Here is an 18,053-nt window from a genome sequence, read left to right on the forward strand (position 1 = left end):
TACCTGCTAATGGCCTGGTTAATCTGCGGGCTCGGCGCACTGTATTACAGCTATGAATATTTTCTGCGTATATCTCCTAGTGTTATGGAGCCTGCACTTCGCGAGCATTTTAATTTATCAGCAACAAGTTTTGGATTGTTATCGGCATTTTATTATTATGCTTATGTTCCCTTGCAAATACCTGTCGGAGTCTTATTAGATCGCTATGGTCCAAGATTACTGATCACTTTAGCTTGTTTAATTTGCGTGATTGGAACCTTTATTTTTGCGGGTACCACTGTATTTTGGATTGCTGCGGTTGGACGTTTTTTAGTTGGTTTTGGTTCTGCTTTTGCTTTCGTCGGCGTTTTAAAGCTTGCAACGATTTGGCTTCCCGAAAATAAATTGGCTATGGTCGCTGGTTTGGCAGCAGCATTAGGAACTATCGGGGCTATGATTGGTGACAATCTGCTCGGTAGCTTAGTAGTGAGCATTGGTTGGCGTCAAACAGTAAACCTCACTGCTTATTTCGGACTTGGTTTAACGATTTTACTGTGGTTTGGTATCCGTGATAAGAAAAGCCATCAACGTCGAAGCGGGACAGTGGCTAATTTCAAGAAAAGCATGATCGACTTAGGAATCATTGCAAGTAATAAGCAGATTTGGATAAACGGTATGTTCGGCTGTTTGGTGTATTTACCAACAACCGTGTTTGCCGAATTATGGGGTATTCCTTATCTAAAACATGCTCATAATTTATCACAACCTGACGCCGATTTTGCGAACTCTTTACTGTTCCTAGGTTTTACTGTAGGTGCTCCTTTGATGGGCTATATCTCTGATAGATTAAAACGTCGCAAACTTCCTATGCTTTTTGGAGCAACAGGGGCTGGGATTGTGATGATGGTTGTGCTCTATTTACCCGGTTTAACAGCGTCCTACATCAATGCACTCCTGTTTCTTCTGGGACTTTTATATAGTGCTCAATGTATTGTTTTTGCAGTAGGTCGCGAGCTAAGCCCTAATGAAGCGGCGGGTACAGCAATGGCAATGACAAACATGATCGTGATGTTGGGCGCTATGTTTTTACAGCCCTTAGTAGGACGATTACTGGATCTAAGTTTGTCAACCCACCTGGCAAACGTACCTCTACAGGCGGTACCTGTAGATAAACTCCAGCAATTATATACTGCGGATGATTATCAGTTTGCTCTGTCAATTATTCCTATCGGTATCATTATTGCTGCCATATTGACCTTCTTTCTGAAGGAAACTTATGCTAATGCAGATAACTAAGACAATGACGATGACGATCACTAGAAAACAAGCACTATTTGGTAGTTTAGTTTGTGCGGTAGGCGCTTTTTTTTACTGTTATGAATTCGTATTACGAATTATCCCTGGCGCCTTGCAAAGTGAATTAAGTACAGCATTTGGCCATATTTCAGCAACTACCTTTGGTCAACTGTCAGCTTTTTACTATTTTGCTTATTCACCCATGCAAATGCCGGTGGGTATGTTAATGGATCGCTTTGGTCCTAGACGCTTACTAACCTTTGCTTGCCTCTGTTGTACGCTTGGATCTTGGATGTTTACTGATACCTCATCGATTTTGATTGCTGGCAGCGGTCGGTTTTTAGTGGGATTTGGTTCTTCCTTCGCGTTTGTCGGTGTCTTATCTCTTGCTTTGCATTGGCTGCCACGACGCTATTTTTCTCTGGTTGCAGGACTGATCACCACTCTAGGTATGTTGGGGCTGGTCTATGGGGAAGTAAAAATTACTGATATAGCGATTTCTATGGGATGGCATCATGTATTAAGCATGATGGTGACCATAGGTGCGGTACTTAGTGTTATGATTTTCTTCGTGGTGAGAGATGGGCCAGAGGGCTATTCACCACATAGTCATCCCTTACCAGAATTCTTTTATAATGTCTGGCGTGTTTTATCTTCACCCCAAGTTTGGTTAATTGGTTTTGTGGGTGCTTGCTTATATACCTCTCTTTCGGTTTTCGGTGAACTATGGGGTAAAACCTATCTTGAGCAAGCCCATCATTTGACTAAAGCTGAAGCAGCTCGAACCATTTCGGCCATGTTTTTGGGGTGGGCTGTTGGTGCCCCCATAGCCGGCTTTTTATCAGATAGCTCAGGTCGTCGCGTTTTACCCTTAGTTATCGGTGCGATAATGGCCTTTATTTGTATCTCCTTAGTACTTTATTATCCTGGTCTATCTTATGTTTCATTAAATGTGTTGTTGTTCCTCTATGGAGTATTCAGCGCAACAGAAATTATTGTTTTTATCATGGCTAAAGAGAATTCTGGAGCGGAATTATCTGGGACTGTTTTTGCTGCCACCAATATGATAGTAACCTTAGGTGGAGTAATCTTCCAACCCTTAGTAGGAAAGTTACTGGATACTTTTGGTGATAGTGGTATTGTTGGCGGAGAGCATATCTATACACTAGTCGATTATCAAATTGCACTTTCCATTTTACCTATTTCTCTACTACTGGTAACTATTCTTGCATTTTTTATGAAGGATTATCGCTCACTTGCCCATTAAGGATTTGTGGCAAAAGACCGCCACTAATTCTTGCACAGCAGAGCGAGTATTCGATTGACAGCTAATCAATCGTTTTACGGGAAAAGAATGGATTCTGCCATGACGATATTGATGACGTGTGAAGCTAGTATCATGATTGGAAATCACGACAGTTACTCCTCTTTGAGCGCTTTCTAAAGCTAAAGTCGCTAAATCCATCTGATCCTTCTCGCTAAACTTTTTACTTGTATACGAAGAAAAATGTGCACTTGAGGACAAAGGAACGTAAGGGGGATCACAATAAATGAGATCGCCAGGTTGTGCTTGTTGAAAGGTTTGGCGAAAATCACCTTGCAAAAATTGAGCTAGCTTGGATTTCTGATAAAAATGGGTCATCTCCTTACGTGGAAAATAAGGATTCAAGTAGCGACCAAAGGGCACATTATAGATGCCACTTTGATTATAACGGCATAATCCATTGTATCCATGGCGATTTAAATAGAGAAACAGAGCGGATTTATATTTTAAATCAGTACATTGGTTAAATTGTTTCCTAAACTGATAATACTGACCTGCAGAATTATTCTCTCTGCAAAAAAATCCCGCACAATAATTAATAAAGTCCTCTCCTCCGTCCTGTAAGCAACGAAATAAACTAATTAAATCCTTATTTCCTTCAGCTAACAAATAATTGGAATAATTTGAATTAATAAAGATTGCGCCTGAACCTGTAAAGGGCTCAATAAGCCGATTCGCTGGAGGTAGAGAGTTTAAAATAGTTTCTAAGCAGTGAATTTTACTACCTGCCCATTTCAGGAATGGTCTTATTCTAGTCATGGCATAAAAACGGATTAATTGGGTGAAGTATTACTCAATATTAAAAAAATAACTAGTGGTTCCCCCAAAATTTAAAACGGATTTTATATATTTGAGGATGGTTGACGCTCTCTCACCTAACTAGTTATCATGCAGCACTTGGATTTAAAAGGATGTAAAATGGATGAGCTAACGGAACTGCTAAAACCCTCTTGGGGCTCTGAGAAATGGATTTTAGAAGGCTGGAGCCAAATTTCTCAGGAAGAAAAAGAGACTATCAAAACGAGGCTAGCAAAATTATTTGAGCATGGATTGCCCGTCGAAATAAAACATGAAAAATTATTCTATATTTATGCTTTTTCCCTATTAGCACAATTAGAAGTATTGGCTATCCAAATTCCTCTAAAATTTGAGTCCCAAATGACGGATCCTGAGCATAAAAAACTCATGCATGCCCAATTACTTGATGAAATTTTCCACGGTTTAATTTTTACTAAAATCGTCTATCAACTTTGTACTCCGCATTCTCAACCGCCGGCTTATAGTGCAAACGTCGAAATACTATGTAATTTTATTCGCGAACAAGAATGTCCGAAAGTTGCCGTCGTATTATTGAATTTACTTGCGGAAGGTTGGATAGAAGAAATTTTTAAAAGCTGTGCGCTTCATGGTATCGCGCCAAAAGTATTCGAAACTGTTCTCCAAGATGAACAACGCCATGTTTGCGAAGCCGATTTATACCGTGAGATAGGCTTACCTGATAGTGAGGTGATAAAAGAAAAAATTCAATTCTTAGAGAACCAATTAATTACTAATGTTTTTTTACAATACAAATATATGTTTGCTTTTTCATCGCTCTTTGGATTTGATGGTATGGTAGAGTTTTTACAGCGCTTAGACAGACGACATAAAGAGCAACTCAATAAAATCAATCTAAAACCCAGCGGGAACTGGCAATTTCTTATGCGGGTTTCCGAAAATTTTTCACCTAAAGTGTTTCGTTATATGGAAACAGTTTCTGAAATTGAAATGAGCCCTCTGCGTAAATTACTCATGACACAATGGGATAGGCCACGCGACCCAACTATGGTTGGCGAGTTTAACCTTAATGTGAGTTGTATCGATTTATTTAATAAAAAATATCCTCCCGAGACCTTAACGACTTTGATATTGCAGACGATGAGCTTGAGTTTGCATGAAAATGAATCTTGGCGAAGCTATATCTCTTATCCAAAAATACTGAAAACTGAAGGAAGTTATGTTGGTATAGCAGTTAAGCTACCTGATTGTGGGGAACAAATCGCTACAATCGTTTTTGAAAACTGCCATGAATTAACCTCCCAAGAATTGGCAACAAAAATTAGAAGCAAAGTGAAGATGATGGTTCTTTGCTATAAAAAACGTGAGCAACTTGAAAAAGAGAATCCCCGCCTAAAGAATATCATGGATAACATCCTTGCTGATTTGGCAAACGATTTTTATGGTTATCCGATGATAAACAATTCTATTGTCACGTTATCTAATATTGGCCATTGTGGATATTCCCAAGGTAAATCGCCGTTGCGTCCAAATGAAATGGTTAAAGTGACCCTGTTTGCGGTAGAAAAAAAACCGGTATGGAATAATGAAACCAAAGAGTTCGAGCCTCAAGATCTATTACCCATCTCAGTCACTGCCGATCATAGAATTTTTGATGGTAATCTTCCCATCCCCAAAATGTTCGACGGCTATTTTCAGCGTTGTTTTGCAAAAATGCTTGAGAGAGCAGCAGAACCTGTAAAAACTATACCCCCTAGCCTTTCTTTTGCAAAATTTCTTGATCAAATGATCTCGACTAATATTGATTTAGGCTATGAATTTCTAATGTTATTGCAAACTTATTGGCTTGATTTTCTCGATCTTGAAGAGATGTTCAATATGATGTTTTGGCTAAAAAAAGAAACATCGTTGGCAAGTCGTGCTGAATTGGTTTGAGTTTAAGGACGGAGCCTGGCCCTAATGGAGCTGCTTTAAGGAAAAATGCAAACACAAACTTTATTTGAGGTTGTCAGTTTTATCGTGATGATAGATTTCATCAAATTACCTCATCCGTAATCAAGTTGATGACCTGGTGCTCTAAAATCTAAAAATTCATGATTAATTTGCTTGAGTTTTTCAGTAGACGCATTTTTGCTAGCGCATAAAAGTTCCAATATAGGGCTTATTGTTGAGTTATCTTTTTCTGGGATGCTCCGAGAAAAGAAATGAGATTTATTTTGATCCTGAGATAGAGGTATACCCTCAATATTTTCAATTGTCTTACTTAAATCAGTTACCCCATTTAAAAAATCCTTAATTATCTTTTTATAAGCTGCAGGAATTGGTTTTAGATTATTAAGTAACAGTTTGCTTTGATAATAAAGTATCTGTTTTTGTACTCGGTTTTCCAGATTGTCAACGGCTTGTAGCCTTTTTGCGTTGAAAGTAGACCCCTTGGACTTCTCTCGCCAGTCGTCAATAGCCTGTTGTATTTCTAAAAGTAGCCCAATAGTCTTAGATGGCTCTTGGTATCTTGCAAACTTTGAAAATTTTTCAACCGCTTGCTCTAATCTTAAGGAATAAAAACCTTGCTTTTCTTTTTTCCATTGAGCAAGCTCGCTATTTATTTTATTTTGCATAATGAAATAGGTGTGTAAATTTGGAGCATTATTTTGCAAGTATTCTCCAGTAACAAGTCTTGGATCCAGATCATTCATAACTACATAGTCTTTGATGATAGCCTTAAGTTCGTTATAATTTGCATCACTGTCATCAAAAACTCTTTTACCTCCTACAGGCCTAAAATAAGATACCCTAGTGTGATTATTGACTATACTCAATTCTTCTCTTAAAAAAGTAATAGCTTGTTGCGTTTGTTCATAATCAGGCACATAGTGCCCGCTGCCGCTATCTAGCATGCTTACTTCACCATCCGCAAAAACCTCTATTTGCCCAGCCATAAAAAGGCGGTTGTTCGAATAAGAATCTGCATAAGAAGGGTGAAGAATAGCGTAGGGGTCAAAGATAAACCATGTTCTTGTTCTTTGTGGAGCAACACTTTGACCAACAAAAATACTCCCATTGATATGAATAGTATAAATACCCCGTTTAGAATAATCTTTTGGAGTATAAGTCATAGTATCAAAAGCTTTCACGCTTAATTTATTAGTATTAAGATATTCAAAACTAAGGCGCCTGTTATCTTTAGAGCCAGAAGTAATCAATTTAACAAGCTTTCCTTGATGAGGTATGGCGCGAAATTGCTCTAGTTCTTCCTCGTTGTAAGATTTCTCTTCAACATCTTTTTCTTGGCGGTAGGCCCAAAATAAATTGGCCGAATCACTATCGCGACCACCAAGTTCGAGTAGAGTTTTACTTCCCTTCAATCTTTTCTTAAATTTTGAAAATTCAACCATCTGCTCATTTTTTGTTTTGAATTGAATTGTTTCATAGAAGGCTAAGGGATCGTTATTACTATCAGTTATGTCAGGTCTAGCCCATGGCATATAATAAGGATCTAGGTCTTTTAATCGCTCTCTAGCAGCGATTTTTTCTCGTATTTTATCCTCGTGCTTTTCATTAAGCATATGACCTAAAACAGATAAAATTGATGAGGAAAGATCAGTATAAATTTGACTGTGAGGTTTGGCTTCAATATAAGCCAGCAGATCTATAAGGCGGTCGAGTCTTGTGTAGATGGTTTTGGCATCATAGACAGAGCCAAGCAGCTGCTCAACCTCTTTATCAGGATGACTTTTAGTTTTACTGCGCCAATCATTTACAGATAATAGAATTGGAAAGGGCATAGCTAATCTAAGGAAAGAATAAGCATACACAGAGTATAGTTAAATACAGGCGTATTGATTATTTATTGAACTTTTATGTAACCGCTTGTCTAACAGGATATTTACTCAAGCATTTAAAAATGACAGGACAATAAAGTTAGAGGATACCAATCTAAAAGATGTCTACAGAGAGTTTGAGAATCCTGCACAATTAAGCTTAAGTGGCGTTGTTGTAAGGTTGAGCCAAGGTGTTTAGAGAAGGAACCTGGGTAGCAACCTTGGCCCAACATTGAATCTCTACATCGCAATAGTCAATAAAAATACAGCAGATAGAGCGACCAAACTAAGACTTAAATTGCCACCCGGCACAATCCAAATTCCTCCTTCTGGATCAACCTGACGAGCACGCCAAGTCATTAAAGCAGGTAAAAGCAGCAATAAAACCACACAGCAAAGACCTGCATACTTGAATGCATGTAAATAAATTCCTGGATTAAAGAGGACAACTGCGAGAGGTGGAGCAAAGGTTAAGGCTAAAGTAGATTTTCCTTGAAGCCCTGTTTTTTTCAAAGTTAAACCATCGGCTAAAAAATCAAATAAGCCAATTGAAACACCAAGAAAAGCGGTCACCATGCAAATGGATGTGAAAAAGTTAAAAAAACCTGTGATCCATTGGCTATTGACGGCTGTTGAGAGGGAATTGGTTAAACCACTAATAGCATGCTCATTAGTCATTAAGGAGATTAATCCGTCGGTTCCATCACGTTGAACAACACCCATAATCACTGCCATCCAAAGAATGTAGCAACTGAGAGGGATTAACGAGCCGAGAAGAATCACTTTTCGTAAGCTGTGGACATCATCATGAAAATACTCACGTAAACTAGGTACTATAGAAGCAAAACCAAACGAAGTAATTAACACCATCAGACTGCCAGAGATTGCTTCCATTGAGCCGCCACTTAGTGAACTAGGGTTAATATGCGGGCTAATGATCACCACTAAAAGAAGATAGACCCCTAATTTACCAAACATGAGGCCGCGATTAACATAATCAACAGAGCGAATCCCTCCATAAACAACCAAACTAAAGATTACTGTGAAAAGAAGAGAAGTAAACCAACTAGGGAAATTAAGATGGGCTTTTTGCAGTAAACTATTTAAAACATCCGAACCACCGGAAATATAGGCTGCTAATAAAGTATAAAGCAGTAAAAGGTAGGTTATCCAAGCAATAATTTGTCCGGGGAGGCCCAAAGTTTTCCTAGCCATGGAAACCATATTAGACCCTGCAGGTAAGCGAAGATTGACCTCGAGAATGAGCAAGGCCCCCACGGTCATAACCAACCAACAGAGGATTAAGAAAAAAATGGAGTTAGTAAAGCCTACCTCAGCCGTTGAAACAGGTAGGGCTAACATACCTCCACCAATGGAAGTACCAACGATTAATAAGATACCGCCAATAAACTTGGAATCAGCCACGATAAAATCCATTTGTACAAATTTAAAACAATATACTACGTGATAAACCGGCTCGCTGTCAATGATCTTTGCCTGTTTAACCCTTTGGAGGAATCAGTGCCCATATTGAATTCGCAAGAAGCAGAATAGAAAAAGCAATGACCGCCCATTGAGAGATTTTGCCCCCAGGAACTGTATAACGAGGGATAAATTTCTTCCTTCCATAAACTGTCATCAGTGCAGGCAGTAAAAGCAGTAAGATCACACAAAAAATTCCCGCATAACTCAAGGCTTGGATATAGGCTCCGGGATAATAAATGACTACTAAAAGCGGCGGTACAAAGGTGAGTAGAAATAATCCCAAGCCCTGTTTGCCGCGTTGCTCTAGATTTAATCCATCTGCTAAAAAGCTAATAAGGCAAAGTGAAACACCAAGAAAAGCCGTTAGCATGCAGATGGAAGTAAAGAAATTAAATAAGGAGCTAATTACTGTGCTTTGTACTGTGTTGGAAAGCGTGGTAGCAAGGGCAGAAGTGGTATGTTCATCATGCATCAATGCAGCAAGCCCCGTATCTCCGGTTGTCGGTAGGCTACCAATAATGACCGCATCCCAGGCCAAATAACATAATAAAGGGATGAGAGAACCAATTAAAACAACTTTTCGCAGTAAGACGATATCATCATCAAAATAATCACGTAAATTGGGAACAATAATCGCAAAACCAAAAGAAGTGATTAAAATCATTACGGTTCCGGTAATATATTGATAATTTCCCCCCTGAAGGTAATTCAGTTGAATATGAGGCGCGATAAGCAAAACGAGGATAAAATAAATCGCTAATTTTCCAAACATCAGCCCGCGATTAAACAAATCGACTTGACGGATGCCGCCGTAAACGATAAGACCAAAAACAAGGGTGAATAAAGTGCTCGCCTGCCATTCATTAATAGAAATGCCTATTTGGGAAAACAAATTCCCAAACACATCAGCCCCGCCCGAAATATAGGCTGAAAGTAGGGTATAAAGTAAAAACAGATAACTGAGCCAAGCAGCCAAAAGACCTGGTGAGCCAAGCGTGGCTGCGGCCATGGAAACCATGTGCTTACCTTGCGGCAAATAAAGATTCGCTTCGAGAATAAAGAGCGCACCAAGCGTCATTATTGCCCAACAAAGCAAAAGAAACAGGGAAGATTGCCAAAATCCTGTTGCGGCATTTGCTACAGGTAAGGCTAGCATGCCACCGCCAATTGATGTACCTACTATCAGGAGAATACCGCCAATAAATCTGGATTTCATTTATAACACCTACTACTCCCTAGGCGCTCAAGAGAGCAAAAAGACTACTTTGTAGCGCCTATTGGGACTGGCTCAACTTGTGGGGTTGAACAATCTTTGAATATTTGAATTTCAATGCGACGATTATACGCACTACCATGGATGAGTTTATTGTCACCAACTGGGTTTTTATCACCATATCCCTCGGCGATCAAGCGTCGTGCAGCAAAACCATTCGCCCAAAGAAAAGCAACCATAGTTTCAGCTCGGGCCTGTGACATGAGGTTTTTACTGTGGCGAGAACCTACATTGTCAGTAAAACCACCCACATAAATTGGACAACATTTATGAAAGGTTGCCAGCAATTTAATCAGCGTATTTAAACCGGCAAAACAAAGATCATTCAGTCGAGCGCTGTTAAAGATGTAGTAACGATCAGTTGGAACAATAATGGTCACGGTATCGCCGTACTCAATATACATGATATCCAATTTTTGCAATTGCTTGATGAGCATAGGTCTGGTGTCTTTATAAAGGCCTACCGCAGCACCCACTGCGGTACCAATCGCTGCTCCCGCAACTACAGGTGCCCCTCCTGAAACGGCCACCGCAGCAGCCCCAACGATGGCAGCGGGGGGGGTGGTTACATAAGCCCGCCGATAAGGTTTGAAATGATTGTAAGGTGGATGGAAACAGCCACTAAAAGCTAAAGATAATAGGCAAACTAAGGCCAAGCGCCCAATCAAGCTCTTGTGTGACATTCCCACTCCTTCTATACATGAATTTTTCCATTATTAAGCATCCACTATGATTTCGCAATCAGAGTTCACCTAGCCTGTCGGTTTTATTGAAAATAAATTTCAAGAATTCTAAGCAAGGGCTGAGTTATTGGTTTATAGTTCTAGATAATCAATTAAACGGATATTGTATTTTGGCCACGACAAACAAAAAATTTCCCTGGGCTTTGTCCCTAGGGGCTTTGGGTGTGGTTTTTGGGGATATTGGTACTAGTCCGCTCTATGCCTTACGTGAGACACTGGGCGATTTACCGCTCACTGAAGTGGATATTCTAGGGGTTCTATCGTTAATTTTTTGGTCATTAATTGTAGTTATTTCTATTAAATACTTGGTCATTGTTTTTCGTGCTGATAATGAGGGCGAAGGCGGTGGCTTGGCTTTATTAGCGCTTCTTAAACAAAAACAAACCAAATATGAGCATCTTTTTTACTTATTAGCCATCTTTAGCGCTGGGTTATTGCTGGGTGACGGGATGCTGACTCCAGCAATTTCGGTAACAAGTGCTATTGAAGGTTTAAAGACAATTTCTCCTAAGTTTGATGATTTTATTCTGCCATTTTCCTGTGGCATTCTCATTCTTTTGTTTATTATGCAGTCACATGGTACTTCAAAAATTGGCGCTGCTTTTGGTCCCTTATTATTAATTTGGTTTATTACCATCGCTATTTTAGGGGCCGTGGAAATTTTCAGGCATCCGGTGGTCTTACACGCTCTTCATCCCTACTATGCTTTTGATTATTTATATAATAATGGTTTAAAAGGCTACTACTTATTGGGTGGTGTATTTTTGGTAGTAACGGGGGGAGAAGCTTTGTATGCCGATATTGGTCATTTTGGCAAAAACCCCATTCGTTATAGCTGGTACTTTGTGGCCTTACCTAGTTTAGTGCTCAACTATTTTGGTCAGGGTGGTCATTTAATTCGCTATCCAGAAGCGATCGTAAATCCCTTTTTTATGATTGCTCCGAATTGGTTTTCTATTCCTCTATTAATTATTGCGACAATTGCCACAGTGATTGCTTCCCAGGCTGTGATTACGGCAACTTTCTCATTAACTAAGCAAGCTATATTGCTAGGATTATGCCCGCGTATTCCTGTGATTCAAACTTCCAAGAAGCATGTCGGCCAAATTTATATTCCCCAAATGAATTTCCTATTATTCATCGGTACGATGGTGCTTATTTTTACATTCAGAAATTCAAGCAATATGACTCACGCTTATGGAATTGCTGTGAATCTAGTCATGTTACTGGTCACCACAATGGTCACTTATGCTGCTAGGCATATTTGGCAATGGTCTTGGTTGCGAGTGCTTGTGGTGTTTACTCCTTTTCTGCTGATCGATCTTATTTTTCTAGGTGCTAACGCGCATAAATTTGTTACCGGCGGATGGGTACCTGTTTGCTTTGCTTTGATTATTGGTTTAATTATGTACACTTGGAATCTAGGCTTACAATATTTAAAAAACAATGTTTATATGCAAAAAGAAGATATTAGCAAAATTATTAAACAACTAAACTACAAATCACTGCAACATTTGAAAGGAATAACCGCCATTTTCCTCACCGATACTTATGACCGCAGCGGCGGAAGTTTTCTCCATTTTTTAAAGTTAAGCTATGCAGTTCCAGAGAATATTTTGATTGTCAGTTATGTCGTTGAAAATAAACCCCATATTGATCCTTCCAAACGTTTTGAGATTAATCAAATCGATAAACGCGTATGTGAATTAACTTTGCACTATGGTTTTATGGATAATATTTCCGTGCCAAAAGCCTTAACCAAGGCTGTTGAGTATGAGTTGCTTCCCTTCGAGTTTAAAGTAGATTCAGCGACTTACTTAGTCGAAATCCCTAATGTGGTGGCATCGAAGAAAAGGAAAACACTGGCCTTTCATTGGCAGGAAAAATTGTTTGCCTTTTTAATGCGCAATTATTCTGCCAATTTAAATATCGAGTTTTATAAATTACCTCACAACCGGACCATCGCGATCGGAACTTATTGCATAATTTAACGTTAGTTATGGATAAGCGATCCGTTCGAATCCACGTTGCAGCCATCGAGCAAGGGTTTTTCGGGGACGACCACTTCGATATGAATTCCTTTAATCGTTGGGCTACTGAGAGCCTCATGTAAATAATCTATCAAAGGCACTTCGACAACATGGCCATATTGTGATGAAGCCTGTCTAAAGTAGAGTGTTCCTTTTTTCCAAAAAGCAAAACCTAGATGAGAAATATTGAGATTGGTACCGATTTGCTCCTGTAAATTCCAGTTAGGTCGTACTATTTCTACAATTGATGCATTAGGAATTTGAGCAAATAGATATTGATTAGGCTTGCCTTGGGCATCGAATAAGGTAGTCAGGGGTAGATAAGGTAGTTGCGATAGTTGTACCGGTAATTTAGCGCCTCTTATTTTAAGCTCAGCTAATCGTTTGCTCCGTTCCTCTTCATTCGATGGGCTTAAACGCACATTTTTATCGGTAAAATGCTGATACCAGGAAGGTTTATCAATCAACGCGGTAGCCATTTCTACAACCGCTTTATTATTTTGATCTTTTATGGTTCCCGTGATGTCTTTAATAAAGCCTTGTTTCTGGTTATTAAAATTCCAATCAATAGAAGTAAAATGATTGCGTGCCGTAAAGCTAACCTGGCCATCTTTATAGCGTACTTTAGACATGCACTGTTTAAAGCCCTGTGTGTCTTTAGCCAGAGCCAAGGCCAATACAGTTGTGACATAAGTATCGCAATCGAAACCATCGATACGATATCGAGGTTCTTGATCAAAACGCGCTTTAGAGCCCTCTCCTAATGCGCCGAGTATATAAACCTTACCTATAAATTGGGCGCTAATAGTATCAAGCCGATCGGCCATTTCAGGATTCTGTGAGTGCTCAAGGCTATGATATAGTGCTGTAATAATTTGATTTGCTTCTTGTTGTTTTGGATGGACGGCTGCCGTAGACTGCCAGGATAAAAAAATGAGAAAAGTTGCAAAAACAATGCTTTTGATATCTGTCATACAGTAGACTGAGCGCATAGCTTTCTCCTGTTAGCATACAAAAAGTTCATATTTTAACCTATTTCGCAACTGAGGTACAGAATGCTTAATGCCATATGGCTAGGAATGATTTTTCTCTCGCTGATTGTTGGCCTAGTCCAAGGACGTCTTGATCAGGTTGTGCAGGCGGTCACTGAGTCAGCAAAATTCGGATTTGAAGTTGCATTAGGCTTAGCCGGGATCATGGCTCTGTGGCTAGGGATTATGGCAATTGCCTCAGAATCAGGGTTGATTAATCACTTAGCAAGAATGTTACGGCCAATACTTCGTCCTCTATTTCCAGAGGTGCCAGTAGATCATCCTGCGATGGGAGCGATTGTGTTAAATATTGCGGCTAATATGCTAGGCTTGGCTAACGCAGCAACGCCCTTTGGTTTGCAAGCTATGAAAGAGCTGCAGCGGCTTAATCCTCATACTCAGGAAGCCACGAATGCAATGTGTACCTTTTTGGCTATTAATACCTCGAGTGTTCAACTTATTCCCGCGACTGCTATTGCTTTTCTTGCAGCCAATGGCAGTTTACATCCTAGTTCTGTCATTTTTAGTTCTTTAGTGGCTACCAGTATTTCTACTATCGTCGCTATCCTGGCAGTTAAACAATTAGCCAAGTTGCCTGCCTATCGCCTTAGAGGGGCTGAAACCAATGAGTAATTTTGCCAATCAATTATCCAATTGGATCTTTCTCGCTTTTATTGTTGGCATCCCTTTATATGGCGCATTGAAAAAAATCAATGTTTTTGATGCTTTTGTCAGTGGCGCAAAACAGGGATTTGAAACGAGCGTGAGTATTATTCCTTACTTAATCGCAATGCTAGTTGCCATTGGAATGCTACGTGCCTCCGGGTTTTTTGAACTAATGCAGTCTATGCTTGCGCCTATCTTGTCTACTTTAGGAATGCCTTCTGAATTACTACCCCTCGCTTTGATACGGCCTTTTTCAGGCAGCGCCTCTACCGGAGTTATGGCTGAACTAATCCATCAATATGGTGGGGACTCTTTTATCGGTAAAACTGCCGCAACAATGATGGGAAGTACTGAAACCACTTTTTATGTGATCGCCGTTTATTTTGGCGCAGTTGGAATAAAACGAACCAGGCATGCGATTCCAGCAGGGCTGTTAGCTGATCTTGCTGGAGTCGTGGCGAGTGTTGTTATTTGTCGTATCCTTTTTGCCTAAAAGTTATTACTTAAAACTCTGCTGTCGCGGTATATCCAGGATATTCATAAGCTTCCAACACAGTAAGGACGGTAGCTTGATCATAAAGATTTGATTCGCTGTTTGCAGCTATCGCAGACCAAGGACCATTGTTAATTAATTTCAACTCATCAAGTAGGAAGGAAGCGAAAGAATGACGGTTATAAGCAGTCTTACTGTCTTGCAATAAACTATTTACCAGAATGATCGCTTCAGGTTCATCAACCTCTCTTCTGAAAATACTATCCTTAAAGTCACTGGCTCGCGTTTGCCCCGAATCACCATGTCTGAAAGAATACCTGCTAAAGAAACCATCACGTCCTCGAATTTCTTTAGCGCCGGCCTTGTCATCATACCATTCTTTGTACTTAGTTTGGGCGTAGCTTACAGCAATTTTAATTTGCTCAAGCAAGGTGAGATCCTCATCAATTTCTTGCATAGCTTCATACCGGCTTCCTTCTAATGCGGCAGCGAGGTGTTCAGCATTATTAATAGGCAGATTGGGTCTATCCAGTACGTCTTGATGATTTACAAAAAAATTCATAAGATTTATTAAAAAATCATGGAGAAACGATGGAGAAGCTTGTGCAGGCTGAGGCTGTCTTTGCACAGCTATCAGTTCTTGATCTATAGGAACAGGTTCTTCTTCGGCTAAAATAGGACATTCTTTGTTAAATTCTTGACAAAGATAAACCGTTTCTTTTCGTAATAAGTTGAAAAAAAAAGTTTTCTTAAGTTCCCTCATTTCTCTTATCTGTTTTTCACTACCTGCATATCCCAAATCTCGATCTATATCGGTTTCACTAGCTTTATCAATAATTTTTCTATGGAGTTGATTATCATAATCATCAATGACAGCCTTTAAGAATTGTAAGTATTCATCACAACTGTTAAATTCGCTGGGAGGATACTCAAATAAAACCTGGTTAAGTGCATTAAGTAATCGATCAAAAGCAACTTCGTTGCCAGCGAATAAAGTGTTTCGACTAGCTTCATCAACTAAAAGAGCACGCAGGTCACTTTTTCTACACTCTTCCCATTTCAGTTGCTCTGCTTCTGGGGTTAGAGGTAACTTATGATAAGGAGTTAAGGGCGCGGCATCCTTTTGATATTCGACGAATGGATAAAAACCAGTTTTTCTTCTCTCTGCTGAAATATTATAGGGAGCCCAGTCATTTACTTGGTACTGGCTGGCTTGGAACACTTCTGGCTCCCATCTGTTGGGTTTTCCCTCAGTACGGTAAAGTACATCCCCTTGTAGAGAATAGAAAACCTCCGTAACCTCTTCTTCACCATGGACATAACTGATGGGCCAACTTCCCTGGTCAACTGGTTGCCAGGTGGAGTTTGTTTGAGGTTGAAAAATTTCGGCACTAGCTTTGCCCTGATCAATATTAAAGCGTACCCAAGCTCTATCACGTTGACACCAAAAAGGACCGAGAAGGCTCATTATATTCCCCCAGCAAATACACAATAACAATTTAGGATAGTAGCATGGAAAACTTAAGCCAAGGTTAAGAGTAGGGCCTGACCCTACTTTTTTTGCTTGCTATAAAGACAGTATTTACACTAGTTAAGTCTTAGGCTTTAAGGGTTTAAGGGGTTGCATATAGTTCAATATCTACGTCTACTAAGTTTCTTTGCTAACCTCAGGAAAATCTCGTTATTTTTGGTCAATATTTTAACATGTGATTTAATTTTTTTTTTTACAATCAGGGATTGGTTTTCTAACCGACTTTAGGATTTTTCTTGTTTGAATTGATAAAGCGGCCAGTTTCATACAACTTCAGTTGTGCGAGCAGGGTATTGGTGTTCGCTTTAAAATGAGCGAGTTCTCTTGATGGTACAGAATCACTTCTAGGCAGATTAACCGTAGTTGGATTTTTAGGCTGATTATTGATGTGGAATTCATAATGGCAATGCGGTCCTGAAGCTAGACCCGATTGGCCAACATAACCGATTACCTGGCCTCGCTTAACAAAGCTACCTTTATATAAGCCTTTCTGGAATCTCAGCATATGTCCATAAATAGAGCTATAGGTGTTATTATGCTTTATTTTAATCATATTGCCATAACCACTTTGGCGCCCAATAATTTCAATGCGACCGTCGCCTGTCGCTACAATGGGAGTACCGATCGGTGCAGCAAGATCCACCCCTTTATGTGGTCTTCTGTAACGAAGGATAGGATGATATCGAGATAAGCTAAATGTAGAGCTAATATGGCTAAATCGAAGTGGGTAGCGAGTGAAAGCATTCTTTAAACTGTTGCCTTGAGGGCTGTAGTAATTAGAATGTCCCCCGCGGCTAGTATGCAAGACAGCGTGGAAGGTTTTACCACGATTCTTGTAGCTCACTGCCACAATATCGCCAGTCCCTACAAACTTGTCTTCAACAAAAAGGGCTTTGTAGATAATAGTGAACTGGTCGCCGGCACGGACATCCTTCGCAAAATTGATATCCCAAGCAAATATTTCCGTCATTTGCTGTATCAATTTATAAGGGATATTGTGGTTTTTTGCTGTGCCATACAAAGAACCCTGTACCGTCGCTGTAACGTAGTGATTATGATGGGTTACTTTGTAGGAATTAATTTTACTGTGATAATGTCGACCTTCTCGATTGACGACAATAAATTGAGTGCTCGACAAAGGAGCAATCATTTTTTCCAGAGTATGATTTTTAATCAAGAATTGCAATTGTTGATTAGGTTTTAATCTTGTTAACCCTTCAGTGCTAGGATTTTCACGCATAATGGTATGTAAGGTTTGAGAGGATATGCCTAAACGGCTAAATACGGCAGCAAGTGAATCTCCTGGTCGAGTTTTAATCGTTTTTAGTTCATTTTCCTGTACTGTAGCGTGAGTAGTTACAGCAATAGGTGCAGGCTGGAGTTTAACTTCAGTTGCTTTTGTTGCAGTACTAACCTGCGGTTTGGCCTCTTTTGAGGGAGCCATAGTTGGGGTTTTAGCGGTAGCAACCTTGATTGATCCTGCTGAGCTCTTAGTAGCAGGCGCTGATTGACGCTTAGTTAATTGTGGCAACTTTGCTGAAGGAGATGCCAGTGCTTCCGGTGGAGGTAAAGGGTGTTGCGCGCTGTTATAACTCGTTCTTTGT

General features: G+C 39.8%; 14 protein-coding genes (1 of these 14 only partly in view). 6 read left to right on the top strand and 8 right to left on the bottom strand.

The window, feature by feature from the left end; all coding sequences use genetic code 11:
• The first annotated feature begins 9 nt into the window (after positions 1-9).
• Entirely contained in the window at positions 10-1,275 is a 1,266-nt protein-coding gene (locus Lnau_RS14750) for an MFS transporter (RefSeq protein ID WP_420795486.1), read from the top strand.
• Positions 1,256-2,542 carry an MFS transporter gene (locus Lnau_RS14755; protein WP_238585989.1) on the top strand — a complete coding sequence of 429 codons (1,287 nt, stop codon included), beginning with the start codon at positions 1,256-1,258 and terminating at the stop codon, positions 2,540-2,542. The genes Lnau_RS14750 and Lnau_RS14755 overlap by 20 nt, the downstream gene beginning before the upstream one ends.
• Here Lnau_RS14755 and Lnau_RS14760 read toward each other — a convergent pair.
• Entirely contained in the window at positions 2,528-3,358 is an 831-nt protein-coding gene (locus tag Lnau_RS14760; protein ID WP_058505886.1) for a Dam family site-specific DNA-(adenine-N6)-methyltransferase, read from the bottom strand. The genes Lnau_RS14755 and Lnau_RS14760 overlap by 15 nt on opposite strands.
• 159 nt (positions 3,359-3,517) lie before the next feature.
• On the opposite strand from Lnau_RS14760, the gene Lnau_RS14765 reads away from it, so the two are divergent.
• Positions 3,518-5,311, top strand: a complete 1,794-nt coding sequence (locus tag Lnau_RS14765) for a 2-oxo acid dehydrogenase subunit E2 (protein ID WP_058505887.1) — start codon at positions 3,518-3,520, stop codon at positions 5,309-5,311.
• A 110-nt stretch (positions 5,312-5,421) separates the two neighbouring features.
• On the opposite strand, the gene Lnau_RS14770 is transcribed toward Lnau_RS14765, so the two are convergent.
• From Lnau_RS14770 to cmpA, 4 genes are all read right to left on the bottom strand, one after another.
• A complete protein-coding gene (locus Lnau_RS14770) occupies positions 5,422-7,161 on the bottom strand; it encodes a hypothetical protein (RefSeq protein ID WP_058505888.1) in 1,740 nt (579 codons plus the stop codon).
• 276 nt (positions 7,162-7,437) lie between these two features.
• A complete protein-coding gene (locus tag Lnau_RS14775; protein ID WP_083503851.1) occupies positions 7,438-8,622 on the bottom strand; it encodes an amino acid permease in 1,185 nt (394 codons plus the stop codon).
• Between the two features lie 76 nt (positions 8,623-8,698).
• The gene (locus Lnau_RS14780) at positions 8,699-9,898 is read right to left on the bottom strand and encodes an amino acid permease (protein WP_058505890.1); all 1,200 of its coding nucleotides are present in this window, start codon (positions 9,896-9,898) and stop codon (positions 8,699-8,701) included.
• Between the two features lie 44 nt (positions 9,899-9,942).
• Positions 9,943-10,638 carry a C-OmpA-like family protein CmpA gene (cmpA, locus tag Lnau_RS14785; protein ID WP_058505891.1) on the bottom strand — a complete coding sequence of 232 codons (696 nt, stop codon included), beginning with the start codon at positions 10,636-10,638 and terminating at the stop codon, positions 9,943-9,945.
• 170 nt (positions 10,639-10,808) lie between these two features.
• On the opposite strand from cmpA, the gene Lnau_RS14790 reads away from it, so the two are divergent.
• Complete coding sequence (locus tag Lnau_RS14790) at positions 10,809-12,689, top strand: potassium transporter Kup (RefSeq protein WP_058505892.1); 1,881 nt, start codon at positions 10,809-10,811, stop codon at positions 12,687-12,689.
• A 2-nt stretch (positions 12,690-12,691) separates the two neighbouring features.
• Here the strand turns inward: Lnau_RS14790 and Lnau_RS14795 are convergent, their stop codons facing one another.
• The gene (locus tag Lnau_RS14795; protein ID WP_058505893.1) at positions 12,692-13,720 is read right to left on the bottom strand and encodes an N-acetylmuramoyl-L-alanine amidase-like domain-containing protein; all 1,029 of its coding nucleotides are present in this window, start codon (positions 13,718-13,720) and stop codon (positions 12,692-12,694) included.
• 63 nt (positions 13,721-13,783) lie between these two features.
• On the opposite strand from Lnau_RS14795, the gene Lnau_RS14800 reads away from it, so the two are divergent.
• Positions 13,784-14,392 carry a nucleoside recognition domain-containing protein gene (locus Lnau_RS14800; protein ID WP_058505894.1) on the top strand — a complete coding sequence of 203 codons (609 nt, stop codon included), beginning with the start codon at positions 13,784-13,786 and terminating at the stop codon, positions 14,390-14,392.
• Positions 14,385-14,918, top strand: coding sequence for a spore maturation protein (locus tag Lnau_RS14805; RefSeq protein WP_058505895.1), 534 nt, complete (start codon positions 14,385-14,387; stop codon positions 14,916-14,918). Before Lnau_RS14800 ends, Lnau_RS14805 begins: the two co-directional genes overlap by 8 nt.
• A 10-nt stretch (positions 14,919-14,928) precedes the next feature.
• Here Lnau_RS14805 and Lnau_RS14810 read toward each other — a convergent pair whose 3' ends face one another.
• Positions 14,929-16,386, bottom strand: coding sequence for a hypothetical protein (locus tag Lnau_RS14810; RefSeq protein WP_058505896.1), 1,458 nt, complete (start codon positions 16,384-16,386; stop codon positions 14,929-14,931).
• Between the two features lie 277 nt (positions 16,387-16,663).
• Positions 16,664-18,053 carry the 3' portion of a peptidoglycan DD-metalloendopeptidase family protein gene (locus Lnau_RS14815; RefSeq protein ID WP_058505897.1) on the bottom strand. 122 nt of this gene lie beyond the right edge of the window, so 1,390 of the gene's 1,512 nt are visible here — the last part of the coding sequence; its start codon lies beyond the right edge, outside the window; the stop codon is at positions 16,664-16,666.

It is taken from the genome of Legionella nautarum (assembly GCF_001467895.1).
GTDB classification, from domain to species: domain Bacteria; phylum Pseudomonadota; class Gammaproteobacteria; order Legionellales; family Legionellaceae; genus Tatlockia; species Tatlockia nautarum.

Coding starts and splice junctions, on each gene's coding strand:
- Lnau_RS14750 (WP_420795486.1), top strand. CDS start 10: ATGGCCTGGTTAATCTGCGGGCTCGGCGCACTGTATTACAGCTATGAA.
- Lnau_RS14755 (WP_238585989.1), top strand. CDS start 1,256: ATGCTAATGCAGATAACTAAGACAATGACGATGACGATCACTAGAAAA.
- Lnau_RS14760 (WP_058505886.1), bottom strand. CDS start 3,358: ATGACTAGAATAAGACCATTCCTGAAATGGGCAGGTAGTAAAATTCAC.
- Lnau_RS14765 (WP_058505887.1), top strand. CDS start 3,518: ATGGATGAGCTAACGGAACTGCTAAAACCCTCTTGGGGCTCTGAGAAA.
- Lnau_RS14770 (WP_058505888.1), bottom strand. CDS start 7,161: ATGCCCTTTCCAATTCTATTATCTGTAAATGATTGGCGCAGTAAAACT.
- Lnau_RS14780 (WP_058505890.1), bottom strand. CDS start 9,898: ATGAAATCCAGATTTATTGGCGGTATTCTCCTGATAGTAGGTACATCA.
- cmpA (WP_058505891.1), bottom strand. CDS start 10,638: ATGTCACACAAGAGCTTGATTGGGCGCTTGGCCTTAGTTTGCCTATTA.
- Lnau_RS14795 (WP_058505893.1), bottom strand. CDS start 13,720: ATGCGCTCAGTCTACTGTATGACAGATATCAAAAGCATTGTTTTTGCA.
- Lnau_RS14800 (WP_058505894.1), top strand. CDS start 13,784: ATGCTTAATGCCATATGGCTAGGAATGATTTTTCTCTCGCTGATTGTT.
- Lnau_RS14805 (WP_058505895.1), top strand. CDS start 14,385: ATGAGTAATTTTGCCAATCAATTATCCAATTGGATCTTTCTCGCTTTT.
- Lnau_RS14810 (WP_058505896.1), bottom strand. CDS start 16,386: ATGAGCCTTCTCGGTCCTTTTTGGTGTCAACGTGATAGAGCTTGGGTA.